The following is a 25,045-nucleotide window of genomic DNA, read 5'->3' as shown; positions in this document are numbered from 1 at the left end:
ACCCCCAAAAGTTGAATTCTTAGTCCAACTTTTGGGGGTCACTACATTTAAACTGAGCCTTTTTTGTTTGGCTTATTTATCTAAGAATTTCTTTTCTGGAAAGAGGTAATGAAGCAAGGCTTCAGTGACACGGACCCCTTGGCCTTGGGCTGGATAGACGTGCATCATCATCATAGGGTTGAAATTGGCTTCGATAAAGCCATAATTGGCCCCTTCATTGGTCACTTGGGCAGCTTTTGTAATATCTGCAATCATCAGGTCGATCCCTGTAATGTTCACTTCTAAGGCATCAGCCATTTGACTGGCAATGTCAAGATAGGAGGGATGAACCTGATCGGTAACATCGATCGAGTCGCCCCCAGTAGAAATATTGGAGTTTTCCCTTAAGTAAGCCCGCTGACCCTCAGCCAAGACGCTGTCAAAGGTCAAACCCTGTTGTTTAAGGTTCAAGGATTCGATGTCTCCTAGTTGAATTTTTTCCAGTGGAGTCCGGTGGTCTAAGCCTCGCTTAGGGTCTTCATTCTTCTCAGCGACTAATTCTGCGATGGTCGCCTTCCCATTGCCCACCACATTAGCAGGCACTCTGAGTAAAACAGCGATGGTCTTACCATCCAGGACAAAGAAGCGGTACTCTACCCCTGGCACATAGTCTTCTAAGAGCACACTGTCATCCGCTTCAAAGGCAATCCGACCGGCCTCTAAAAGTTCTTCACGGCTAGGTCCCTTTTTAAAGATGGAAATACCAATGCCCATATTGGTTGATTTGGGTTTAACCACTAAGGGGCGGTTAAGATAGAGTCCGGCTGCCCTTTCCACCTCACTTAGGCTGTGATAGGTCCGCGATTTGGGGGCTTGGAAACCAGCCTCTTGGATAATTTGTTTGGTGACTTCTTTATTGGCTAAGAGATAGTGGGAAATATAGGTATCCTTGCTGGTGATATTGCCATTTTTGACATATTCCCTGTGGTCTCCGACCGAGAGGCGGAGGAGGTTATCAGACCGGTCTAGAATCTCTACCTGGATCCCGGAGCGAATGGCATCTGCCATAAAGATCTGGGTAGACAATTCCATATCGGTAAAGCCACCTAATTGATAAGGCGCCTTGAGAGCATTTTTGCGGTTGGTTTCGGCAATTTCCAAACCGGATTCTAACCAGGCGTCCACACTGGGATAAGTTTTTACAATCTGAGCCGCTGGGGTCTCTTCTGGTGCTTCCAAACGATGAAGAACTTCCTCAATCAGGTCCACTTTCTCTTGGCTCACTCCTAAGTCCGCTAGCATTTGCCGCAAACCACTGACGATCTGCTTGCCTTCATCATAGTAGGCCGTTTGGCTGAAAGGATCTTCATTAGCGACTTGGGTCTTAATCTTAACGCCCACTTCAATTTCCGGGTCATCAGCCATCTCATCCATCCAAAGCAGATAGAGTAAGAAGTATTTAATGAAAACAAGTTCTCTTAAGCGAATCCCATAGGGCGCATCGCCTTGGATATCGGTATTGCGCACTTCCAAGTATTTAATTCCGGTATGGAGGAGGTCTCTGACCTTAGCGCCACCCCGTAAACGCACGTTAGAATAAAATTCCTTCTCAGCATAAAGGTGACCGGTTTTAACATTGTTTTCTAGGCTAGTGATGTAAGTTTCTAGATCGTGGTAAGAAACATGGACATCTTCATGGTTAACATAGCCATGCTCAGAATTACGGATACTCCGCACCGGATGGCCAAGAGGCTCCACTCCAGCCTCAAAGAAGGAGTCGTGGGCATAGGGACTAGCTCCTAAGAAATAAACCATCACCCATTGATAGCGTAAAAAGTTCCGGGCAAGTTTTAAATAGAGGGCATTTTGAGCCTCCTGTAAGCTTTCAAATTGGCTATGTTCAGACTGGTAGAAACCCTTGATGAAGTCGGGATCGAGGCCAAAGTTATAGTGGAGGCCAGAAATCATTTGTAGTTTCTTACCATAGGCTCCCACTAGATATTCCCGGTAATCTACTGCGGCAGGGTCATCCAGTTGGGCCACCTTAATCTGGTCATCACTAGGCAATTTTGGTGGCATACTGTAAGGCCAAATGGCTTCCTCATTATCTAAGGCGGCAAGGGTGACGTCATAGATGGCATGCATCCACTCCAGAACGCCCTCTTCACGGCCAATCACGGGTGGCGAGACGAGTTCGGTTTGCGATTCAGCAAAATCGCGCTGGATATACTGGTTTTCACTGGATCCATCAACATTTTTGGGATGAGGCGTTTGGGCAATATGCCCTTCTGGGGTTACCCGGTGGCCTTCTTTTTCAATTCCAATGGAGGTGTTTTGAAATAAAGCTGAGGTATTTTCATTTTTGATATAGTTTTGTACTTGATTCATAACTTGTTTTCTCCCTAATAGTACTTTGAGGTACTTAGACTATTTCCTTAACTTTACCACGATTGAATACTAGTAAAAAGTGTTTAGCTTACTTTTTGTTATTAATTTTTGATTATTAATATGATATCAACTTTGATCTTAACAATGATCCAAAATTATAGAAAGGATATACTTTAAGCGATAAAAAAGGATATACTATGCTTTAATCAAATATTGTAACTAATAATTATACGATTTAGAGGGTTATAGCTATGAAAGAACTCGGACAAATTTTTAAGCAACTTCGTGAGGCTAAGCATATTACCTTATCTGAAGCTAGCGGTGGTGACTTTTCGGCTTCGATGCTGTCTAAGTTTGAAAATGGAAAGAATGAAATCTCTGCCCACAAACTATTTACAGCTCTTGATAATACACATATTGAAGTCAATGAGTACCTCTATCTGGCTAGGGGTTTTTCTGAAAGTCAATTAGTCAAATTGCAAGAAAATATTCTTGATTTTGAACTCCATAATGACAGGCAAGCTCTAAAAAAACTCTACCTTTCAGAAGTACAGAAATGGCAAAAAGCTCCCCAAAAGAAAAGCCACAAAATCAATTCAATCATTATTAAAGCACACATGAAGGCTTTGGATGACACTACCACATTATCCGATGAAGAAAGTGCCTTTCTCCATGACTATCTCTTTAGCACAGAAATTTGGGGAAACTATGAGCTTACCCTCCTATCCATAAGTTCAACCCTTATCTCATCGGAATTATTTACTCAATATACCCACGAAATGTTACATAAATCGGATTGTTTTGGAGGACTAAAAAGCAATAGAAGATTAATTCATACTCTTTTAATAAATGGTTTTCTACTTTGTATCGATGTGGAGGACTACGTCAATGCTGCTTACTTTGATAAACAAATACAAAACCATTTTTTTAAGGAAAATGAAACTTACTACCGCATCATCTACCTCTGGGCCAAGGGACTTTATGCTTATAAATTAAATGGCGCTTCAGAGGGTATCGATCAAATGAAAACAGCCATAGCTATTTTGAAGACACTTCACTGCGATAATGTCGCCGATTATTACCAAAAGGCTATGAATAAAGAGCTTTCAAACAGGGCTTATTGAATATATTCAAAATTAATTTTCTTAAATGAAGTAAATCATACAATATAACCATCATCTAAGGGAAAGGATGTCCTTATAATGCATTTACTTTTTAAGAATAGAATCTATCGCTATCTAACTATTTCTCGATTCTTCAATTCCATAGGATCGGCCCTTTATAATATTGTCTTTATTGTCTATGCTGCTAATTGTTTTCATTCGAATCTAATGGTCGGCTTGGCCAATATTGTCATGGTCATTCCCAGTCTATTTACGGTCTTTGTCGGCATTCGGGCCGATAATACTATTGATAAAAAGAAATATTTAATTTTAAGCGGTTTTATACAAGCGATTTTATTTACCTTTGTTGCCCTTATTATTAACCAAGCGACCCTCCTCATTTTTTCCATCGTCAGCTTCGTTAATATAAGCAGCGATATTTTGAGTGATTATAGCAATGGATTAAAAATGCCCATGATTCAAAAGTATGTTAATCAAAATGATTTAATGGAAGCTTATTCCTTTACTCAGTTGATTACATTTATTTGTAATCTCTCTGGTCAAGCCCTCGGAGTCTGGCTGCTTACATTCTCAAATAATAATTTTAGTCAAGTCGCATTCATCAATGCCTTATCCTTTTTGATTGCTGTTGGACTCATATTCCCCATAGTAAAAGAATTAGACCTTAACAAAGTAAGTAAGGAGAGTCATCAATCTAAAGCTTTAATAAAAGAAATTATTCCTATCTTTACCCAAATTAAACAATTATTTAACCAGTCTACTGGATTAAACTTTGTACACTTACTAGTTGCTGTCCTTTTACTAAACTCTCTAGGCGGTTCCACCACAGCAATTTATAATATTTTTCTTCTAAAAGAAGAATTATTTAACATGTCATATAGCCAGTCCCTCTTAGTCGTTGAAACTGTGACAGTCAGTGGCATTCTCCTAGCAAGTCTCAGTCCCCATGATTATTTCTCTCAGCTAGCTATTGATCAACTTTTAAGGCTAACTGCTACTACCTTTATTTTGATGGGACTCGCTAACTTTTTGCATTTTCCTCTTATCGTGGGCCTATGTTTTCTAGGATTTGCTGCCTATCTCGCGGGAAAGATTAATCCTAAAATTAATGCTTTGCTCATGTCGCGAGTCCCTAGTCAGTTTTTAGCCCGAACCAGCAACTTTCTTTCTCTACTCTTTACCCTGTCGATCCCTTTAGGAACAGCTATTTATAGTTTGCTTGCTACTTGGAACCTCACCATGACCTGGTTATTATTTACTAGCACTGGCATCCTGGTTAGTTTATTATCTATAAGTAAAGGACAGTAACCGCTTAAAAGTTTATCAAGAAGGCATTAAGAAAAAATTAGCAAAAGAACCGGCCACAACTTTCGATTGATAAGATCAAGTACTAGTAAAAAGCAGCCAGGGACTGAAGCCATCCTAGTCACAGAGACAGGAGCTTTCAATCACTGGCTGCTTTATTAAGTATATGGAACACAATTTAATAGAGAAATTATCTCTCTTCTTCGATTAATAGAATTTTAAGGATTTACTAAAAACCTTACAGGGTGTCCTTCCATTGGTATTGGCGGATTTCTACCCCTTCAGCTTCTAGGTAAGCGGTTAAAGGTTTAAGGTCTTCAGCATAGTAACGTTCTTTAAACTTAGCGATAGCTTCTTCTTCATGAAGTTTAGGATCAAGTTCTAAGTGTTCCACTGGAATTGGACGGTCCAGACTAATCTTACAGTCAATGACAACGACTTTACCGTCTTTTTCGTCAGCAACCGCTTGGCTGAAGACATCCTTTAACTGACTAATCTCAGTTACTGTGTAGGAAGAAGCACCTTGAGCTTGACCAATCATAGCAAAGTCGACATCGGCAATATCGATCCCGTAGAAGTTATCATTGGTATCTTCTTGTTCATCACGGATAAATCCGAAACGCTCATTGGTAAAGACCACATTAATCATAGGAAGATCATATTTCACTGCAGTAACAATATCTTGCATGGCCATAGAAAAGCCCCCGTCTCCGGCTAAGTTCCAAACTTGCCGGTCTGGCATTTCCAGCTTTGCAGCAATAGCTCCTGGTAAACCATTACCCATGGTAGCAAAGATATTAGAGGTTCGCCAAGTATTTTTAGGTGTCATATGCAAATGGCGGATCGAGGTTTGGGTGGTATTACCCACATCAATGGAATATACGGCATCTTCATCAGCCACTTGGTTAATGGCATGGTAGACTTGGAAGAGTTGCAGTTCTCCGCTCTCTCTTTCTTCTAAACTTTGAAGATAGTCTTTCCAATTTTTGGCATTGTCGATATTAGCCTTGTACCAGCCCTTATCGGTTTTTTCTGCGATTTTTTCCGTAATTTGGCGGATAGATTCGCCGGCATCCCCTAAGATGCTGACATCAGCGTCATGGCGTTTACCCAGTTTTTGTTGGTCAATATCAATTTGGATAAAGTGTTTAACATGGTCAAAGGTCCCTTCTACTTCAGCAAAAGGAAAGTTTGAACCCGCAAAGAGGACAGTGTCGGCTTCTTCTAAGGCTTCATTGGCTGGTTTCCAAGCCACTCGGTAAGCAGAACCTAAGAGGGCATCGAATTCATAATCGAAATTATCGAAGTTAATCCCAGTCACTACGACAGGAGCTTTGATTTTCTTAGAAAGTTCAACCACTTCTTGCCCACTGCCTCGGGTACCGATGCCTGCGTAAATGATTGGGCGCTCACTGGCTTCCAAGACCTTAACTGCTTGGTCAATATCGTTTACATCAGGTGTCATTAGTGGATAGTCGCGGTAACTCTTGGCTGAAGAATACCAGGAGTCTTCTTCCAAGACTTCCCAGCCAAAGCTTACTGGAACTTCAACTGCAGCTACGCCCTTTCTGGCGATGGCAGTCCGGATGGCTTCATCTAAGACCTTTGGTAGTTGTTCAGCATAGGCTACCCGGCGGTTATAGACGGCGACATCAGCAAAATATGGATTTTGGTTAAATTCTTGGAACATGTCAAAGTTCGATTGAACTTCTGGACGTTGGCCGATAATGGCTAAGACCGGAACATTATCTTCTTTGGCATCATAGAGGCCATTATAGAGATGAGTTGCCCCTGGTCCAGCTGACCCAATACATGCTGCAATTTTCCCCGTGAATTTGGCACTCATGGAAGCAGCCAAGGCCCCTGTTTCTTCGTGACGGACTTGGATAAAGTTAATCTTTCCCTGTTCTTTTTCAAAAGCATCCATTAAGGAGTTTAGGGAACCCGCTGGTAGACCATAGACACTCTTAATTCCCCAGTCTTCCAGTACACGCAGTCCTGCCACCCAAGCATCAATTTTCGCCATTCTTACTGTCCCTTTCCTTTCTTTTTCATTTCATTTAAACAAATTAACTCTTCATCCTCACTTTATCAAAAGATACTTGAAAATTTGAACAATATGCTCAATTTTTTCTTTTATAAACTGGAATATGAGTTATAATCGATATCAAATTTATTAAAAAGGAGCGATAGCTTATGCATAAAAATAATTCTCTCTTTGAATGGGTGGCCATGGGTATGTACGCAGCTCTCATTATTCTAGCCATTACTTTTATTCATATTCCCATGCCTTCAGCGATTTCAAAGAGCTTCGTCCACCCTGGTAACGCCTTAGTTGTCCTCGGTGTGCTCTTAATGGGCGAAAAACGAGGGACCCTGGCAGCGGCCGCGGGTCTCTTTCTCTATGACGTCCTTAACGGTTACGCTTCAGTAGCAATCTTTACCGTTCTGGAAAACCTCATTGTGATTGCCGTAGTCTCCTTACTCTACCGAAAAGTCTTCCATTCACAATTATCCATGGGCCGCTTAGCCACCATTGGGATCGTGGCGGGTGTCACTAAGGTCATTGTGATTTTCATTAAGTATACTTTTCGTCAAGTCTTACTAGGCAATTCCCTAGCAGCGGCCATGGCCATTGCGGCTACAGGGATGCCAGCCAGTTTGTTCACAGCAGCAGTTACTGCGGTGCTCGTGACCTTACTCTACTACCCCATGAAGAAGGTTGTTGACCGCTATCCAGCCTTAGCCGCTTAAAAATTATCAACTTAGACAAAAAAGGGACTGTGGATTTTTTCACAGTCCCTTTGCTTGATAAATCTTAGTTTTTAGGATTTTTAGCCATCAAGTCTTCGAATTGATCAATGTATGATTGAACGAAATTAATCGTTGATTCTTGCTTAAATTTCCCATTTTCATCTAAGAGATCAGCTGAATGCCCCAAGAAGACTTCAGGTTGTTGGATGGTTGGCATTACGAAGTAAGACAAGGCTAAACGTAAATTTTTATTGGCACTGTATCCGCCCATTGCTCCCACAGAATGAGAAATAATGGCAGCGGGTGTATTGGTCCATGCCACTTTACCTTTTGGTTTTGAAGCCACATCAACAGCATTTTTTAGGCAGGCTGGGATAGTCCGATTATTTTCAGGAGTCACAAATAAGACACCAGCCGCATCACTAATGGATTGACGGAAGCTAACATAGCTGTCTGGTAAAGGTTTATTGGTCATTTCAGCGTCATCATAGTCCGCATCATAAAGGGGTAGGTCACGAATTTCTAGAATTTCTGCTTCATAGTCGTCACTAAACATGTCGATCGCATTATGGGCAATCTGGCGTGCATAGGATCCCTCACGTAAACTACCAACTAAAACTACAACTTTTTTTGCCATAACAAATACCTCTCTACATTAAAATAATATTTATTATAATTAAACTATAATAACTTTATTAACATTAAATTATAAAATCAAGTAAGATGCCTATCTTTTTTAGCTTATTTTTGACCAATTCTATTAACCCTACTGTAAGCAAGCCCTGGCAAGCTTTCTAAAGAAAAGAAGGCCTTTCTAAGCAAATTTCGAATACAATATTTGGTACCCTGGCTGGTAAACTCATTGACCTTTTACCCTTTGAACCAGCTAAGGGATAATTTACTTTAAGCTGACTTTTATTTAAAATAGAGAGGAAAAAATCAATGAAAGGATCAAGCTCATGCTCATCTTACTGCGTCATGGACAAAGTAGTTCCAATTTAAATAATTTATTTACCGGATGGTACGATGCCAAACTGACCCAAGAAGGCAAAGACCAGGCCTATGCGGCTGGACGTCGCTTGAAAGCAGCTGGAATCCATCTCGATACAGTCCATACCTCCCTTCTCAGCCGGGCCATCCAAACCACTAATATTGTTCTAGAAGCTATGGACCAACTTTACCTACCCTTAGAAAAATCTTGGCGGTTGAATGGTCGCCATTACGGCGCCTTGGAAGGAATGAACAAGGACTTGGCCCGGAAAAAATTTGGTCCAGACCAAGTCCATGCCTGGCGACGTTCTTATGACGTCCGTCCTCCCGAGGCGACTGATAATGAGCTCAGCGACCGCTACCCCTTCTTAGATAGTACAAGCCTTCCACAGAGTGAAAGCTTAAAGGATACCCAAGCGCGTTTACTTCCCTACTTAGAAGACCGAGTGATTCCTCAAATCAAGCAGGGGGAAAATGTCCTAATCGTCTCCCATGGTAACCTCTTACGGGCCTTAACCTTGGTCATTGAAGACCTTGACCCCAGTCAAGCCAGTCAGATAGAGATCGCCAATGCCCTCCCGATTGTCTATCATTTTGATCAAGAGCTCCAGATCAAAAGTAAGGAAATCTTGAATGGCTGATTAAAGGGCTGTAAGCTTGGTGAAAATAATCACTTTCTTTTAAAAGCTATTGCCCTCTAGGCTTTTCTCAAGTAAAATAAGAATGAAGTGAGATATTATGGCCTTGGCCACAGTGTTTTGCAAGAATTATTTAGGAGGAAAAAAATGAAATTAGTATTCATTCGTCACGGTGAAAGTGAATTAAACTTAGCCAATGTCTTTACCGGTTGGTTAGATCCAAAATTAAGTGAAAACGGTCGTAAGGAAGCGGCTAAAGCGGGTCAAGATTTAAAAGAAACGGGTATTGAATTTGATTCTGTTCATACTTCCGTACTAACCCGCGCTATCCAAACCTGTAACATTGTTTTAGAAGAAATGGACCGCCTCTACCTACCAGTAGAAAAAAATTGGCGTTTAAATGAACGTCACTATGGTGGTTTACAAGGTTTAAACAAAGCTGAAACCGCTGAAAAATATGGTGATGAACAAGTTCATATCTGGCGTCGTTCCTACGATGTACGTCCTCCACAAGCTAGCGGTGAACAAGCCTTTGACCATCGTTATGACCACTTAGACACCCGCCACATGCTTGCTGGTGAATGTCTAAAGGATACCCTTGACCGTACCCTTCCTTACTGGGAAGACCACATTGCTCCAGAATTAAAAGACGGCAAAAATGTTTTAGTTGTGGCTCACGGTAACAGCTTACGTTCCCTAACCAAACACATTGAAAACATTTCTGACGATGACATCATGGGCGTTGAAATCGCAACTGGCGAACCAATCGTTTATGACATCGACGAAAACCTCAATGTTGTGAACAAGACAGTTTTACATAAATAATAATTTTAAGTAAATTAAAGCAGCTCTTTCCAAAATAGAAGAGCTGCTTTTTTGCATGCTTTTAATTGTTCATTCACTAGGGGGATTCGCCTAGATCATACAGGATTCACATTCCGAGTTGCCATTACAGGACGAACGGTCTGGAGACGTTGGATCTGCAGAGAGCAGTTCATCACTTTCTAAATGTTCACTGCCGGCTAAAACATCTTGACGAACGCGAACATAGTAAATGGTGGAACAGCCCTTGCTATAGGCATAGATATAGGCCCGGTTCAAATCACGGGTGGTGGCTTCCGAGGACATGAAGAGGGTTAAGGAGATAGCTTGGTCCACATGCTTTTGGGCGGCGGCCACAATATCGATGATGGCTTGGGGACCGACTTCATAGGCTCCTCGTTGATAATAAGCATAGTTGTCATTATCAATCTGATAAGCAGGAACATACACCCGACCTAATTTACCTTCTTTGCGAGTTTCTACCGGTGAAACCACTGGTTGCAAGCTCGGTGTACATGAAGACAGGTAGGAAATCGAACCCGTTGGAGCGACTGCTAGCAGGTGGGCATTAGCGATACCGTCTTCTTGAATAGCCTTAGCGAGGGCTTGCCAGTCCTCTTGACTTGGTAACTGCAAGCCGTAATCTTTGAGTAATTGACGAACTCTTTCTGTCTTAGGTTGGACCCTTGATTCAGTATATTTCATGAAATAAGACCCATCCGCATATTCCGATTCAGCAAATCCTGCAAAAGGTCCATGTTGTTTCACTAAAGCATGTGAGGATTTGAAGGCATGGTAGGCTAGTGCATAGAAGAACATGTCGGTAAAGTCTACTGCTTCTTCTGAATCATAGTAAATATGGTTGGTGGCTAAGAAACCGTGTAAGTTCATAGCCCCTAAACCAACAGCATGGTTGGCTTGGTTACCCTTCTTAATTGATGGAGCAGACTCTAGGTCAGACTTTCTCGAAATACGGTCCAAGGCCTGGATAGCATGGCTGACTAAGTGGCCGAAGTCGGGGGCTTGATCCATGGCTTTGGCGATATTGAGCGAACCCAGGTTACAACAAATGTCTTCCCCGATAGTACGGAAGGAAAGATCTTCATTAAAGCTGGAAGGAGTAGATACTTGGGTGATTTCCGAACATAAGTTGGACATCACGATCCGTCCTTTTTTCTTATGAGGATTGCGGCTGTTAACCGTATCTTCAAACATTAAATAAGGATAACCTGATTCAAAGTGCAGTTCCGCAATGACTTGGAAAAGTTTTCTCGCTGAAATAAAGTCCTTATGAATGGCTGGATTAGCCAATAACTCGTCATATTTTTCGGTAATGGAAATATCTGACATGGCCTTGCCGTAGACTTTTTTAATGTCGTAAGGTGAAAAGAGCGCCATGTCCTTATTTTCCTTAGCGAGTTGGAAGGTGATATCTGGAATTACAACACCTAAAGACAGGGATTTAATCCGAATCTTTTCATCAGCATTTTCTCGTTTGGTATCCAGGAATTTAAGGATATCCGGATGGTGGGCATGGAGGTAGACCGCCCCTGCTCCTTGCCGTTGTCCTAATTGGTTAGCATAGGAAAATGAGTCTTCCAAGAGCTTCATCACGGGCACCACCCCAGATGCCTGGTTGGCCATTCCCTTAATAGGAGCAGTGGTCTCTCTTAAGTTAGTCAAGCAGAGCGCCACGCCCCCTCCTCTTTTGGATAATTGCAGACTGGTTGCAATACTTCTAGCAATGGATTCCATATTGTCCTCTACCCTTAAGAGATAACAGGAAATGTATTCACCTCGTCTTTTCTTAGCCGCATTGAGAAAGGTAGGCGTCGCCGGTTGAAAGCGATTAGACAAGATATCAGCTGCCAAATCCTTGGCTAAGTCTTGGTCGCCATTGGCTAGGAAGAGCGCATTAGCAATCACCCGGTCTTCATAGGTTTCTAGATAATAAGCCTTATCATCCGTCTTCAGCGCATAGGCGGAATAGAATTTCATGGCCCCAATTAAATTAGGAAAGGCAAAATCTTGGTCATCCGCCCATTGGTAGATTTCATGGATAAAGTCTTTAGAATATTGGTCAAAGACTTCTTTTTCATAGTAGTTATTTTCAAAAAGATAGTCCAACTTACTATCCAGGTTAGCAAAAGTCTTGGTCTTGGCTTGGATATAGTCTCTCATGTAGACAGCTACGGCTTCTTTATCGGCTTGAAAATTATAGTGACCTGCTTGGTCTTTAAAACGAGTTAAAGCATTCAGTGACAGGTAGTTTTCCTCTTGCTTGAATGTCATTAAGACATACTCCTTTCAATAATCGCCACTAAGACGTGGCTTGCACTTGCTTATTGGTCAGCGTTAAAGGTTTCGCTAATGATGCGGTTAACTTCTTCAACATCCTCTTTGGTACCGATCAGTTCAAATTGATATAAGAGCGGAACCTTTAATTTATAAGAGATCACCGGCCCGGCAATGGCAAAGGAATCACCAAAGTTGGTATTGCCAGATGAAATCACCCCGAGACAGTGTTTGCGATTATCAGGGTCATTGAGGAAGTGAATTACCTGCTTAGGCACAGCGCCATGGGCATCGACCTGCCCGGCATCTGTAACTTTCCCGCCTGAATATGTAGGTACGATTAAAACATAATCTTGGTCCACCTTAATGCGTTCTTCCTCATCAATAGGAATACGGATGGATTCGGCGTCCAACTTTTGAACGAAACGGTGGGTGTTATTTGATTGTGTTGAGAAATATACAATTAATTCTTTCATTAGAAATCCCAGTCCTCATCTAGTGTTTCTTCACTTGTTCCAATAATATAAGATGACCCACTTCCTGAGAAGAAGTCATGATTTTCGTCGGCACGTGCAGATAATTGCGCAAAGACCTCTGGAGCAATCCGCGTTTCTTCCTTGGTAAATGGTGACTCATAGCCTAAGTTTTGTAGGAATTTACCAGCATTGTATAAGGAGAAGCGAATGGCTTCATCAGCTAACCCAAAGCCGTCATAGAGTTGATGTAAATAAGTTTTTTCTAAGCCAATCATCTTATCTAATAGGTCGAAAACAAATTGTTTCATTTCGGCTTGTTTTTCCGGGCTTAATTTAGCAACCTTTAATTGATATTTATAACCACTATAGAAATTATGAATCACCTTATCCCGTAATATGAGGCGGATAATATCTGAGGTGTTCGGCAATTTGCCCCGGGCTGACAGATAAAATGGCAAATAGAAGCCCCCATAAAGTAAGAAACCTGGCATTAAGGCAGCAGCTATTTTAGATTTTAAGGGATCATCAGCGGTGTAAAAAGGGATTAGAGCCTTGGGCCGAGCTTGGAGAGCTTCATTATCTACCACCCATTCGTGGGCTTCTTCAATTTGCTCACTGGTACATAAGGTAGAGAAAATGGTTCCATAAGAACGGGCGTGAACACCAACCATGAAGGCAAAATTGGCATAAATCACTTGTTCTTGTTCAGTGAGGGAATTCTTAATCTGAGCCACATCCCCGATCGAGGATTGAACAGTGTCTAACAGGGTGAGTCCGGTGAAGGTTCGGGTAATTAATTGTTGCCAATCATCATCGAGCTCATTCCATGACGGGAGGTCATTAGAAACGGGTATATTTTCAGGCAACCAGAAGTTTTGGGTAACCCGATTCCAAACTTCTAAATCTTTTTCATCGACTATTTTGTTCCAATTGATGGCTCTCATATTTTGGCTTTGATCAAAATAGGCATATTCTACCGGTGACACGGACCGATCATAATAATTTTTTGTCATGATTTCTATCCCACTTTTCAGTTAAAATTTTCCAGGACTACATGCATGCGATCTGGCATAGAATAAATTAGCACAAGATATAGTGGCTAGCAAGTCAATATACACATTATATTGTGTATGTAAAAATACAAGAGCATAAGCGAAAAATTTCACTAGTAGCCAAGCCTATTTCGATAAGCATCTTCACGGGAGATCATTTTGTCAAGGGGGTAAATTATTTTCATGAAAAAGCAATTAACAATACAATTTTTGTATAGAACCTTAGTTAAAAGCGATCAAAGGTCAAGCAATTGCTTCTTTATCTTTTAAATATTAACCACAAAAAAGCTAGACCTATAAACGATAAGCCTAGCTTGAAAAAGAGTGTAATGAGCGTCCACGTCACTAAATCTTATTCGATTAAAAAGAGGCTAAAAGCTTTCGCCCTAGCCCCTTTAATTCACTATGATTAATAAACTTTTTCTCCATTGAGATAAGTGGCTTTTAATTGCCCTTGGTTATTGAGGACGATGAAGTCCGCATCTAGCCCTGCTTTGATTTGGCCACATTGGTCTTCAATCCCTACTGACTTGGCAGGATTATAGGAAGCCATTTGGACGGCTTCTTCTAAGGAAACTAAATTCCAGGCCACCAAATTCTCCACAGCCTTAGCTAGGGTAAGGATAGAACCTGCTAAGTTACCGCCGTTAACTAAACGAGCGGCCCCGTCTTTAACGATAACCGGAAGTTCACCCAACATTGAGGGGCCTTCTGGCATGCCGCCTGCCCGCATACAGTCTGTAATTAGCACCACTTCGCTTTTCTTCCGAGCCTTTAAGACAACATTAATGGCACCAGGTTGAACGTGGAAACCGTCACAAATTAATTCGGTATATAAGTTATCTAAAGTCAGTGCTGCTCCTACTAAACCGGGTTCACGGTGGTGGAGCCCACTCATGCCGTTATAGGTATGGTTAATTAAATGAGCACCAGCTTCAACAGCAGCTTTGGCTTGATCGTAAGTCGCATTCGAGTGTCCGAGAGAAATATGAACTCCTAAGGCCTCAGCTTGGGGGATGAAGTCTACAACGCCTTCCCTCTCTGGCGCCAAGGCTAATTTATTGAGGAGTCCATGAGAAGCTTCAAGCCAGGTTTTTACTTTTTCTATATCAGGGTCAGACATATAGTTCTCATTTTGGGCGCCCTTATGTTCTTCGGTGAAGAAGGGGCCTTCAAAGAATATTCCCCGAATTTTAGCACCGGAGACTTGGTCTTTACTTTGAGCCACGACTTGGCAGGCTGTGGTTAAGTTCTCACTGGTATCGGTTAAGGTGGTTGGTAGCCAAGAGGTCACCCCACAAGACAAGAGCCCCTTAGAAATCGCCTCAATGCCTTCTGGGTCTTTATCCATAACATCGTAACCGTGGAAGCCATGGATATGGGTATCCACTAAACCAGGCGCTAGGATATTATCACTATAATCAATCACTTCTGCCTGGTCGGGAACCGCCTTAACCACCTGACCAAAAGTCCCATCATCATTAACGATTAGATAGGCCTCCTCTTCCTTGTGGTCAGCTAATAAGATGGCCTTTGCCTTGATATATTTCATCACTAACACCCTTTCAATATGTTTTTCCTTTGAAATGGAAACCTAATCCTTCACACCAATCCCCAAAAAGTGAGCTACTTATGCAAGCGGATAATCTCGTCCCCAGGACCGACTTTCCCACTAGCCACTGTTTCAATTTGATCATAGTCTCTCGTATTGGTTACCACAAGAATTACCGAAGCATCATAACCGGCAGATTCAATGGCTTGGCGGTCAAAACTGATCAGATGATCACCAATAGTTACCTTGTCGCCTTGTTTAACAGTTGGAGTAAAGCCTTGCCCCTTTAATTCCACGGTATCTAAACCAATATGAATGAGGATTTCAATGCCCTCTTCACTGGTTAAACCAATAGCATGGCCCGTTTCGAATAAGCTGGTTACAACCCCATTGACAGGAGAAATCACTTGGTCGCTTTCAGGGCGAATGGCTAATCCTTGTCCCATCGTTCCTTGGCTAAAGACTGGGTCATTCACTTCACTTAAATTATAAAGGGTGCCTGCCACTGGTGTAAAGAGACTCATGGCTTCAGTTGCTTGAGAAAAATTGGAATCAGCTAAAATTTCATTGATTTCAGCGCTATAAATATTCGACTTGCCTCCGTAAATGGCTTGGATACCGTTTTTGACATCAAGCACCCCGGTAGCCCCTAAACTTTTGAGGGTGTCTTTATTGACCTTGCCATTTTCTTTAACCGATACCCGTAAGCGGGTAGCACATGCGGTCACATGGTCAATATTTTCTGGACCACCTAAGCCTTCAATAATGGTAAGGGCCTTGTCATGAAGAGAGCCTGAGGAATGACTGGAAGTCGTTTTTCCACTGTTGGACTGGTCAGCGGTCATTTCCATCCCAGGAATCGTCACATGGAACTTCTTAATACAGAACCTAAAGACGATATAGTAAAGAATCGCCCAGATAATCCCTATTGGAATCACCCGGATCCAGTTGGTTTGGCTGTTGCCTTGGAAAGGACCAAAGAGCAGGAAGTCAATCAGTCCTCCTGAAAAAGTATTACCGATCCGGATTTGGAGGATATCGGCAATATAGAAGGACACCCCATCAAGGAAGGCGTGGATCACATATAACCAGGGAGCCGCAAAGAGAAAAGAAAACTCAATCGGTTCAGTAATCCCGGTTAAGAAAGAAGTTAGCCCACTCGAGAAATAAAAACCTGCATTGGCTGGGCGATTTTCTTTAGGGATAGAATGATACATAGCGAGGGTTGCTGCTGGTAAACCAAACATCATGGTCGCGAAACGCCCTGCAAAGAAGCGCGTCCCATAAGTATAAAGACCAGTAAAGTTGGGGTCAGCTAATTGGGCAAAGTAAATATTTTGGGCGCCCTCAATAGTTTGCCCAGCCACCGTCTCTACCCCACCCAATGAGGTATACCAGAAAAGTGGATAAATGGTATGGTGGAGCCCCACCGCACCGGTTAGACGGAGGAAGAAGCCATAGAAGAAGGAACCAATACTTCCCATGGCTGCGATCTGTTCACCTAAGCCCACCATGGCTTCTTGAATCGGTGGCCAGATCACATAAATGATCGATCCTAGAAAAATGGCTGCTATCGCTGAAACAATGGGAATAAAACGGTTGCCCCCAAAGAAACCTAAGAATTGTGGGAGTTCGATCTTACGAAAGCGGTTATGTAAGTAGGTCACAGTTAAACCAATTAACAAGGCGCCCAGCACCCCGGTATCAATCGTCGCATCAGGAGCGGAAAAGAGTTGCAACCAGGCACTGATGGTGGCTGTATAGACGAGGAAAGCCACCCCAGCGGATAAACCAGCCGTCCCGTGGTCAGCTTCCGACAGCCCCACCGCAATCCCAATGGAAAAAATCAACGGCAAGTTAGCAAAGACAGCATTCCCCGCCATGGTCATCACGGTAAAGACCGATTGAATAAAATCATTAGCTAAAAAGGGAAATTGAGCCAGAGCGGCATCATTAGATAAGGCGCTCCCCAGGCCCAATAAGAGCCCCGCCACTGGAAGAATGGCGATCGGCAGCATAAAGGCCTGACCTAACTTAGAAAATTTTTCAAACATGACTGTTCCTCCTTATTATTCATCCAAAGCTTGGATAAAGCGTTGGGCAATTTCTTTAGGTCGGGTAATCGCTCCGCCAACAACAATGCCTTTAGCGCCCAGGTCTTGAATCTTCTTAGCTTGACTGGGATAGTGAATCTTACCTTCAGCAATCACATCACAACCGGCTTCAACCAATTGGCTAATCAAATCATAATTGGGTCCATCAATATTTTCACTATAGTCGGTATAACCTGCCAAAGTCGTTCCGACAAAGTCAATCCCTTCTTGGTGGGCATTAAGGCCTTCTTCAAAAGTTGAAATATCGGCCATAAATAATTGCTTTGGATATTTCTCCTTAATTTGGTGGATAAATTCATTGACCGTTAGCCCATCATGGCGTTTGCGGTCAGTCAGATCCAGGGCGATCACTTCACAACCCGTTTCAACCAGTTGGTCAATTTCATCCATAGTAGCCGTGATGAAGGGTTCTTCAGGTGGGTAATCTTTCTTAATAATCCCAATGATAGGAAGGTCAACCACTTCCTGGATTTGCTTAATATCTCTTACTGAATTGGCCCGCAAGCCAACCGCTCCAGCTTCCTGAGCGGCCTTAGCCATTAAGGGCATGATACCGCCTTCTTTTGTATAAAGCGGTTCGCCTGGTAAAGCTTGGCAGGAAACAATTAAGCCGCCAGAGACTTGGTCGATAAATTCTGCTTTATTCATTTGCTATCAATCTCCTTTTTTTCATTAATATATAAATTATTGCGATCAGGCTTTACATTTAAAGACTTTAAACTTTGTTGGAAGTTTGCTTGACGTTTGAAACGGTCTCCTTCCATCAAATAGTCATAAATCACGTCACACATGACAATCAGGGGCAGTTGGGGAGAGATACGATTACCAAAATTAAGGTTTTTGACACTGGCAATTTTTATCAGGTTATCTAATTCCTGATTCTTATTGGCATTACTATGGGCCGTAAATAGAACAGTATAGGCCTGATTTTTCTTGGCCGCATGGAGGGCTTGGTTAATGACCTCTGTATGACCTGAAACTGAGAAAGCAAGCACACATGATTTAGCATTAACCAACACATTATGGACTCGGATTAAGTCGTAGTCAGTAATGGCCTGGCAGGGAAAACCTAGTCGCATTAGTCGTTGACTAAACTCACGGGCAGCCAGTCCGGAACTGCCGATACCATAGATATAGATCTGGTCTTGTCTAATTAAGGCTGTAACCAGGTCATGGATATCATTTTCATCAAGTAGGTTATAGCTTTTATTGATGATGGCATTGTAGTCCGAGAGTACCCGCATGGTGTGTTTGTTAGAAGTCTCGATCTTCCGATGCCTAGGCATTTGCTGGTACTCAAACAAAAATTCCCGATAGCCCTTGAAGCCTAATTTTTTCGCAAAGCGGGTAAAGGTGGAATCCGAAACATGAAGTTTCTTGCCCAGTTGGTCAACCGCTAAATCCCTCTCGCCCGGATCAGCCTGGATAAAATAATCGCCAATGATTTTCTCCCCAGGGGATAAGGATTCATAAGATGCTTCAATTAAAGGAATAATGCTATCAGTAAACTTTTTCATTTTGCCCTCCTTTCCAGCTGTAATCGCTTTCACCTATAATCATAGACTTTTGTGAATGCATTTTCAATATTTAATTTAAAAAGTGGTTCTTCTTTCAACGATTTACATAATCTTCTTGCCCACTTGAAAGTAAAATTAGTCACAAAAAAGGCCCTTGCCAAATGGCAAGGACTAAATAAGGGTTAGACTGACTTAAATTTTCTTAATCAATACAGCAAATTCTTTATGGCTTCGATTTCCTGGTCTTGGTAGCCTAAGTGACGGAAATAATTCTCAATGGACGTATATTTAGCCATAAAATCACGGTCAAAGTTTTCCATAATTTCTGGATAAGATCGGTTCACATTTTGAATGTGGCCTTCCTTAATAATCCTAGGATCATGTTTGATATAGGCATAGGAGACTTGGTAATCGGCAACGATATCCACTAGGGGGAGTCCAGCCGCCTTATAAATCAAATAAGTAATCACACCAGTCCGGTCCTTCCCAGCACTGCAATGGATGACCGTCCCCCAACCCTTGGCCTTATTGCTCAATAACTGGTCAAAAACCCCTTTAATAGCTGAGTAATTATCACAATATTCTAAATAGCGAATGGCCATAAAATAAGGATCATCACTTTCTTTGGCTAATTGAGCTGAGCGTCCGACGTCCTGGCCCCCACTTAAGTTAATATTTTGATAAGCCTTGAGAAGATTTCGATAGGGATTAGGCTGTTTTTCAGCTTCCTTAGGGGCCCGCAGATCAATAATGGCTTGAACATTTAAGTCTTTTAGCCAATTAAGGTCAGCCTCATCAACACCAAAAAGCATGGATGACCGGAAAAATTTCCCCCGAGGGATGATTTCTCCAGATTCCTTGTAACAACCACCAATATCACGAAAGTTACAAATTTCATTGAAGGGATAACGCAAAATACCCACCCTTTCCTCTCGACTAGGTCATTTCTCTGCCTTTAGAATAGCACAAAAATGCCGCTGAAGTATTACACAGCCCCTATGCGACATTATTCAGCTTTTGTCTCAATATTAGACACTTTCAGAATTATGAAGCTTTTTCTTATTTTACTTTATATTATCATAAGTTTTGTAGACAATATAATGATAAATACCAATAGATTGGGAGGATTTAACATGGATGCTAACTTGAAAATTGCTAAAGAGTTAGATTGTGACGTGTTGGTTGTAGGAGCTGGTAATGCAGGTATGCAAGCAGCAGCTGCAGCAGCTGAAGCTGGTAGCAAAACAATTCTGATTGAAAAAGAAGAAAATGAGAATATGTTACGCTTATCTGTTGCGGCTGTTGGTTCCAAATCGCAAAAAAGAGCTGGTAATTATATTGACAAACATGATTTAGTCAATTACATGACTGCTTTTGCTCAAGGTCGAGTGGATCAAAAACTCATTTATACCTGGGCCAACCACTCTGCTGAAACTGTAGACTGGACAGAAGAGCAAGTCTTAAAGCCCAATGGACTGAGCTGGCGGTCAGAACCTGATGCTTTTAATAGAAATTTACGCTACCAAGCTTGGCCAACTCAAAATGATCCAGAGCTTGATAATAACAAGGGAAAACTATCTCCCTATACTCCATTTTTCATCGAAAAATTAAAAGACCTCGGTGTTGATATTCATTTCAAGTTAGCTATGAAATCTATCAATAAAGAAGACGGAAAAGTTACTGGAATCATCGCTTACGACCTTGAAAATGAGATTTACCTCAAAATCAATGCTAAAAAAGGAACCATCCTGTGTACGGGAGGATATTCTGCTAATACTGAACTCTTGGAAAAATGGAATCCCCTCTCTCTTAAGAAAAATGTTACCAATGATTCCCCTAGGGCCAATGGTGATGGTATTGTCGAAGCTATAAAAGTTGGTGGATGGAAGGATGAAGAACCTGCCCAACTGGTCTTTGATAGAGGCATGTATAAGCCTGGAGAAGATGCAACTGAGGTCTATAAAGAGTCAGAAGAATTCGGAGATTGGCTCTGGCTAGGCAGTCAACCCTTCTTAAAGGTAAACAAAAACGGGGAACGATTTGCTAACGAATCCTCTCCTTATGAGTATATCTTGAATGCTGCAGCCTACGAACCGGACTATGCCTATGCAATGATCTTTGACGCTAATTATGGAGATGACGCTTTAGAAAATCATATGGTGGGCTGTGCCCGTATTGGATTCCCAGGATATATGCTGAGCAAAGAATCCTTAATCGAAAACACTGAAAAGTATATCGATAAAGGATTTGTTCAAGTTGCAGATAGCTTAGAAGAACTTGCTGAAAAACTACAAATGCCAAAAGATAAGCTGATCCAAACCGTTGAACGTTATAATGAATGCTGCGAAAAAGGCGTCGATGAAGATTTTGGCAAGGAAAAAATGAGACTTCACCCTGTAAAACAAGGACCATACTATGGCGTTTATTTAGCTGGTAGAAATCTTTGCACCTTAGATGGTTTAAGGATTAACACCAATATGCAGGTTATTGATAAAAATTACGATCCAATCCTTGGCCTCTATGCAGCAGGTAATGACTCTGGTGGATTCTTCTGCGGATCCTATAGTGAAAGATTACCAGGACTAGCTGCCAGTCGTGCTCAAACCTTCGGAAGACTTGCTGGAAAACACGCTGCTCAACAAGACTAATATGTTTTGCTAAGGCAATATTTTTACAACATTTGCTGAATTCTAGATTTTCAGCATAAAAAAAGTTCGATAGACTTATCTATTCAAAAGACCTCCGCCTAGACTAGACGGAGGTCTTTTTTATTGTTTGTAATGTAAGCGCTTCTTTTATTTACAGCCTAATCCTATGTTAAAATAGACTAAATGAAAATAATCACAAAGTTACTAATATCTCATTATGAGATATTTCACCTTTCTTGTCGCAAGGGGATAAATTAAATGAATACAAAAATTATTATCTTTTTAGCTTTAGAAAAATTATTAAAGAGCAAGCCATTTGAGAAAATCACTGTCGTTGAAATTGCCCAAGCGGCTCATATTTCCCGGGCCACTTTCTACCGTCACTTTGAAGATAAGTTTGCCTTAGCCAATTGGTACTACCGGCAAAAAGCGGAAGAGGTCTTTCAAGATACCAGTAAGGATTCTCCCTGGCATATTTTCTACGGTCTCTCGGTTTTCATGGGGCAAGAAGACGCTACCTTTATGCAGGTCATGTTAAATGAACGCGGCCAAAATTCCTTTTTTGATTTTGTCTCAGATATCTTTTATGACTACTGGCTGGACCGCTATCAAAAAAATGTTCAACGGCCCTGTAATTCAAAGGAACGCTTTTCCTTGGCTATTTGGTCTCGGGGTGGCGCTAGTGTCTGGCAATACCGGTTGAATACTCAAAAAGGCCTAGACGCCAAGGAAATAGCTGACTTATTTGAAGCATCTATGCCTGATTTTCTCAAGGCAAGCGAAAAATAAGCAGCGACTCATCACGATGATGAATCGCTGCTTATTAAATATTTTTTCCTAGTCGGTCTTGCTCGCTGTTAGCATGGCGTAGAATACTTGGCTAGTCATATTGACTTCATCATAAATCACTTCAAAGGCATGATAACGATAAAGGCCTTGGTGAATTTGCTGGTAAAAAAGCGGCTGACGAAAAAATAACTGGTAGACTTCCTCTTCCTTAAGCGGCTTATCCAGCTGATTGAGACGAAGAGCTAGTTCAGTCACCAGACTTCCGTCTCCTGCTTGGTAGCTATAAATTAGGGATTGGTCACTGAAGGCCCGGATCAAGAAAGAATGATCGCGGTCTAATTTCTTTAAATTCACCAGACCGAAGTGGCTGCGTTCTCGGTTAACTAAATCTAAAAATGACTTATCAGTCATAACTTCCTCGCTTTCTTGTGCCTTATTGGCTGCTAGACATCGGTCGTCCTGGTCGTCAAACTCACTTCCTCCTGGGACAGCTTGTTTAGCTTGAACTCCCTGATCGAGTAAGCGGACGGGGGGAGCTGAAGCTGGCTTGTCTGCTGGGCAAGTTTCTGGGGTGGAAGTTTTTTCTGCTTCTCTTGGATTCTCGTCAATTGCTGAAGCCACTGGCCATAAGTTCTTCAAAACTGTTCCAGTATTTAAACGGTCATCATAGGCCAGGTCATTTTCCTCAATGAGCTGCAGGACATCCTTATGGGCCGCCTGAGCCACTTGAGACAGGGTATCGCCCCACTGACTCACATAGACCTGGAGCCCATAACGCTGTTGACGCTTCATTTCATGTTGAATTTCAGCCACTGTCTTCTCCTCAAAGGGCGTTTTTAACATGGCCTCCATAGCCCGATCTTGGACTTTTGCCACTTTTTCAGCATGTGTTTTTTCTCTTCTTACTCTTCCCTTATTTTTACTGGTCTTCTTTTTATTGGCTGGGGTCATAATAAGGCCTCCTTCATTTGCTACTGGTAAACCTTATTATATAAGAAAACTTTATTTTTCACTGAAAAAAGCTATTTCCAGACTTTATTGACCAAGAATTTGGGCGGAATAAACCAGAACATAGTCTCCATCCTGTACAAATTCAAGCCCCAAGGATTGAGAATTAAAACCAGGATCAATCATGTTTTCATAATGACCTGGACTGGCCTTCCAATTATCAAATAAATCCTGGGCAATGGCTTGAGGACTAGTTCCTGGCTTGGCATAACTTTGTTGGATATTCTCACCGACATAATTTCCGGCAGCTCCAAAGCCGCTAGCGGTGTTAAAAGCCTGGCCGTTGGGACGAGTATGGGAAAAGCTATCAATAATTTCTTTGGTCCGGATATCAGAAGCGGCTTGGTAGGCACTGCCATAAGTTAGGCTATTTAAGCCTAAGCTTTGCCGTTCAGCATTGACGAGGTCATGGAAATGAGCTACGACTGCTTCTTCCATGCTAGCGCCTTGGTCTAAGCCTGCTTGACTATTAGAGGACGACTCAGCAAGAGGTTGATCCTTACTTGCCTGGTCATTAGCTACTGGGTCCGCTTGACTTTGCTTACTTTCTTGGTCTTGACTGGTTTTTCTTCACTTTGGGGATTTCCTGTAGGTTGAGGCGTGATCTGACCTTGGTCTTGGGCCTTCTTATCGTGGGCTTGATTGGTGTCCTCCTTGTCATTATTTAAGTCGTCATGGTCATCAGCTAAATCGTCATCCTGACCTTGTCTATTGTCATCCTCAAAGTCGTCATTAAGGTCATCATCATAGTGATCTTCTAAATTGTTATCAAGTCCTTGTTTAAGGTCATCGTCAATATCATCCTCATACTCTTGTGCTTCATCCTGGTCATCGTCAATATCATCATAATCGTCATCACTGTCATCATCGTAGTCATGTTCATAGTCTAAGACTGCTGCATTCAAGCCATCTATCAAGTATTCATATTCCTTATCGCCATATTCAAATTCAACCTCATAAACCAAGCGACCGTCTTCATCATCAGCTTCAATTTCTAAATCCTTAATTTCTGCTTGAGCTAAGCCACTATGTACTAAGGAAGCTTCTAAAGCGTCTGAATCACTAAGGGCTTGGACTTGAGGAGTTTGCTGGTGAACCTCATCATAATCATCCGTATGGTCATCATCAATTTCTACTTGGTATTGGGTATTTACCACCTTGCTTTCCTGATAGGCAGCAGGAGCTGGAGCAACATTCTGACTTGGTGAAAGATAGTAAATATCGTCATCATCGTCCCAGTCGTCGTCATAGTCATCGTAATCATCGTAATCGTCATAATCGTCGTAATCATAGTCTTCATAAATATCATCGTAGTCATCATATTCATCGGCCTGAACTTGGTCACTTAGGCCAAAAACCCCAAGTCCTACTGCACTCAATCCTAATAATAATTTCTTATTAAATTCCATTATAATTCTTCCTTTCTCACTTCTCTATTTTTGTAATAATGATTAGCTGATTTTTATTCCTTTGCAGCTATCACTACTTAATACAAGAGTGAGAATATCTTTGGGGCCCTTTTTCAATTTATTTTTTAAAAAAGGACCATAATTTTAAAAATCAGGCTAATTAGCCTTTGCTTAGGGTTAAAAGC

The 25,045-nt window shown here is 41.8% G+C and carries 21 protein-coding genes; 7 read left to right on the top strand and 14 right to left on the bottom strand.

Features of this window, described 5'->3' with window-relative positions; genetic code table 11:
• Nucleotides 1–72: 72 nt before the first annotated feature.
• Nucleotides 73–2,367: a bifunctional glutamate--cysteine ligase GshA/glutathione synthetase GshB gene (gshAB, locus tag HMPREF9243_RS03530; protein ID WP_013669840.1), complete on the bottom strand. Its 2,295-nt coding sequence runs from the start codon at nucleotides 2,365–2,367 to the stop codon at nucleotides 73–75.
• 251 nt (nucleotides 2,368–2,618) lie between these two features.
• On the opposite strand from gshAB, the gene HMPREF9243_RS03525 reads away from it, so the two are divergent.
• Both HMPREF9243_RS03525 and HMPREF9243_RS03520 read left to right on the top strand, forming a co-directional pair.
• The gene (locus HMPREF9243_RS03525; RefSeq protein ID WP_013669054.1) at nucleotides 2,619–3,491 is read left to right on the top strand and encodes a helix-turn-helix domain-containing protein; all 873 of its coding nucleotides are present in this window, start codon (nucleotides 2,619–2,621) and stop codon (nucleotides 3,489–3,491) included.
• 78 nt (nucleotides 3,492–3,569) lie between these two features.
• Complete coding sequence (locus HMPREF9243_RS03520; protein WP_041705942.1) at nucleotides 3,570–4,799, top strand: transporter; 1,230 nt, start codon at nucleotides 3,570–3,572, stop codon at nucleotides 4,797–4,799.
• A gap of 235 nt (nucleotides 4,800–5,034) precedes the next feature.
• On the opposite strand, the gene spxB is transcribed toward HMPREF9243_RS03520, so the two are convergent.
• Nucleotides 5,035–6,822, bottom strand: a complete 1,788-nt coding sequence (spxB, locus tag HMPREF9243_RS03515) for a pyruvate oxidase (RefSeq protein ID WP_013669687.1) — start codon at nucleotides 6,820–6,822, stop codon at nucleotides 5,035–5,037.
• 170 nt (nucleotides 6,823–6,992) lie between these two features.
• Between spxB and HMPREF9243_RS03510 the strand changes: the two genes are divergently transcribed.
• Nucleotides 6,993–7,550, top strand: a complete 558-nt coding sequence (locus HMPREF9243_RS03510; protein ID WP_013668561.1) for an ECF transporter S component — start codon at nucleotides 6,993–6,995, stop codon at nucleotides 7,548–7,550.
• Nucleotides 7,551–7,614: 64 nt separating this feature from the next.
• On the opposite strand, the gene HMPREF9243_RS03505 is transcribed toward HMPREF9243_RS03510, so the two are convergent.
• Entirely contained in the window at nucleotides 7,615–8,187 is a 573-nt protein-coding gene (locus tag HMPREF9243_RS03505; protein WP_013669989.1) for an NADPH-dependent FMN reductase, read from the bottom strand.
• 322 nt (nucleotides 8,188–8,509) lie between these two features.
• Here HMPREF9243_RS03505 and HMPREF9243_RS03500 point away from each other — a divergent pair, with 322 nt between their 5' ends.
• On the top strand, nucleotides 8,510–9,181 hold the full coding sequence (locus HMPREF9243_RS03500; RefSeq protein ID WP_013669317.1) for a 2,3-diphosphoglycerate-dependent phosphoglycerate mutase: 672 nt from the start codon (nucleotides 8,510–8,512) through the stop codon (nucleotides 9,179–9,181).
• Nucleotides 9,182–9,325: 144 nt separating this feature from the next.
• On the top strand, nucleotides 9,326–10,003 hold the full coding sequence (gene gpmA / locus HMPREF9243_RS03495) for a 2,3-diphosphoglycerate-dependent phosphoglycerate mutase (protein ID WP_013669780.1): 678 nt from the start codon (nucleotides 9,326–9,328) through the stop codon (nucleotides 10,001–10,003).
• 90 nt (nucleotides 10,004–10,093) lie between these two features.
• Here gpmA and nrdE read toward each other — a convergent pair whose 3' ends face one another.
• From nrdE to HMPREF9243_RS03455, 8 genes are all read right to left on the bottom strand, one after another.
• Nucleotides 10,094–12,292, bottom strand: a complete 2,199-nt coding sequence (gene nrdE, locus HMPREF9243_RS03490) for a class 1b ribonucleoside-diphosphate reductase subunit alpha (RefSeq protein ID WP_013668887.1) — start codon at nucleotides 12,290–12,292, stop codon at nucleotides 10,094–10,096.
• A gap of 50 nt (nucleotides 12,293–12,342) precedes the next feature.
• Nucleotides 12,343–12,771 (bottom strand): class Ib ribonucleoside-diphosphate reductase assembly flavoprotein NrdI, encoded by a 429-nt coding sequence (gene nrdI / locus HMPREF9243_RS03485; RefSeq protein ID WP_013669846.1) that lies wholly within the window; start codon nucleotides 12,769–12,771, stop codon nucleotides 12,343–12,345.
• A complete protein-coding gene (nrdF, locus tag HMPREF9243_RS03480; protein ID WP_013669290.1) occupies nucleotides 12,771–13,784 on the bottom strand; it encodes a class 1b ribonucleoside-diphosphate reductase subunit beta in 1,014 nt (337 codons plus the stop codon). Before nrdF ends, nrdI begins: the two co-directional genes overlap by 1 nt.
• 448 nt (nucleotides 13,785–14,232) lie before the next feature.
• Nucleotides 14,233–15,378 (bottom strand): N-acetylglucosamine-6-phosphate deacetylase, encoded by a 1,146-nt coding sequence (gene nagA / locus HMPREF9243_RS03475; RefSeq protein ID WP_196793337.1) that lies wholly within the window; start codon nucleotides 15,376–15,378, stop codon nucleotides 14,233–14,235.
• A gap of 71 nt (nucleotides 15,379–15,449) precedes the next feature.
• On the bottom strand, nucleotides 15,450–17,429 hold the full coding sequence (locus HMPREF9243_RS03470) for a PTS transporter subunit IIABC (protein WP_013669669.1): 1,980 nt from the start codon (nucleotides 17,427–17,429) through the stop codon (nucleotides 15,450–15,452).
• A gap of 15 nt (nucleotides 17,430–17,444) precedes the next feature.
• Entirely contained in the window at nucleotides 17,445–18,137 is a 693-nt protein-coding gene (locus HMPREF9243_RS03465) for an N-acetylmannosamine-6-phosphate 2-epimerase (RefSeq protein WP_013668713.1), read from the bottom strand.
• Nucleotides 18,134–19,006, bottom strand: coding sequence for a MurR/RpiR family transcriptional regulator (locus HMPREF9243_RS03460; RefSeq protein ID WP_013669093.1), 873 nt, complete (start codon nucleotides 19,004–19,006; stop codon nucleotides 18,134–18,136). The genes HMPREF9243_RS03465 and HMPREF9243_RS03460 overlap by 4 nt, the downstream gene beginning before the upstream one ends.
• Nucleotides 19,007–19,212: 206 nt before the next feature.
• Nucleotides 19,213–19,929, bottom strand: a complete 717-nt coding sequence (locus HMPREF9243_RS03455; protein WP_081456613.1) for a tyrosine-protein phosphatase — start codon at nucleotides 19,927–19,929, stop codon at nucleotides 19,213–19,215.
• 210 nt (nucleotides 19,930–20,139) lie between these two features.
• Between HMPREF9243_RS03455 and HMPREF9243_RS03450 the strand changes: the two genes are divergently transcribed.
• Both HMPREF9243_RS03450 and HMPREF9243_RS09805 read left to right on the top strand, forming a co-directional pair.
• Entirely contained in the window at nucleotides 20,140–21,654 is a 1,515-nt protein-coding gene (locus tag HMPREF9243_RS03450; RefSeq protein ID WP_013669934.1) for an FAD-binding protein, read from the top strand.
• Nucleotides 21,655–21,912: 258 nt separating this feature from the next.
• Nucleotides 21,913–22,443: a TetR/AcrR family transcriptional regulator gene (locus HMPREF9243_RS09805; protein ID WP_013669190.1), complete on the top strand. Its 531-nt coding sequence runs from the start codon at nucleotides 21,913–21,915 to the stop codon at nucleotides 22,441–22,443.
• A 48-nt stretch (nucleotides 22,444–22,491) separates the two neighbouring features.
• On the opposite strand, the gene HMPREF9243_RS03440 is transcribed toward HMPREF9243_RS09805, so the two are convergent.
• The 3 genes from HMPREF9243_RS03440 to HMPREF9243_RS10600 form a co-directional block, all read right to left on the bottom strand.
• Nucleotides 22,492–23,394 (bottom strand): LysM peptidoglycan-binding domain-containing protein, encoded by a 903-nt coding sequence (locus HMPREF9243_RS03440; RefSeq protein ID WP_013669056.1) that lies wholly within the window; start codon nucleotides 23,392–23,394, stop codon nucleotides 22,492–22,494.
• A gap of 84 nt (nucleotides 23,395–23,478) precedes the next feature.
• Nucleotides 23,479–23,889 carry a CAP domain-containing protein gene (locus HMPREF9243_RS09800; protein WP_013669824.1) on the bottom strand — a complete coding sequence of 137 codons (411 nt, stop codon included), beginning with the start codon at nucleotides 23,887–23,889 and terminating at the stop codon, nucleotides 23,479–23,481.
• An 80-nt stretch (nucleotides 23,890–23,969) separates the two neighbouring features.
• Nucleotides 23,970–24,860 (bottom strand): PepSY domain-containing protein, encoded by an 891-nt coding sequence (locus tag HMPREF9243_RS10600; RefSeq protein ID WP_013669300.1) that lies wholly within the window; start codon nucleotides 24,858–24,860, stop codon nucleotides 23,970–23,972.
• Nucleotides 24,861–25,045 lie beyond the last annotated feature (185 nt).

This window comes from Aerococcus sp. Group 1 (assembly GCF_000193205.1).
Classification (GTDB): domain Bacteria; phylum Bacillota; class Bacilli; order Lactobacillales; family Aerococcaceae; genus Aerococcus; species Aerococcus urinae_A.
The sequence above is the reverse complement of the archived record's forward strand: the minus strand, read 5'-3'. Positions and strand labels throughout refer to the sequence as shown.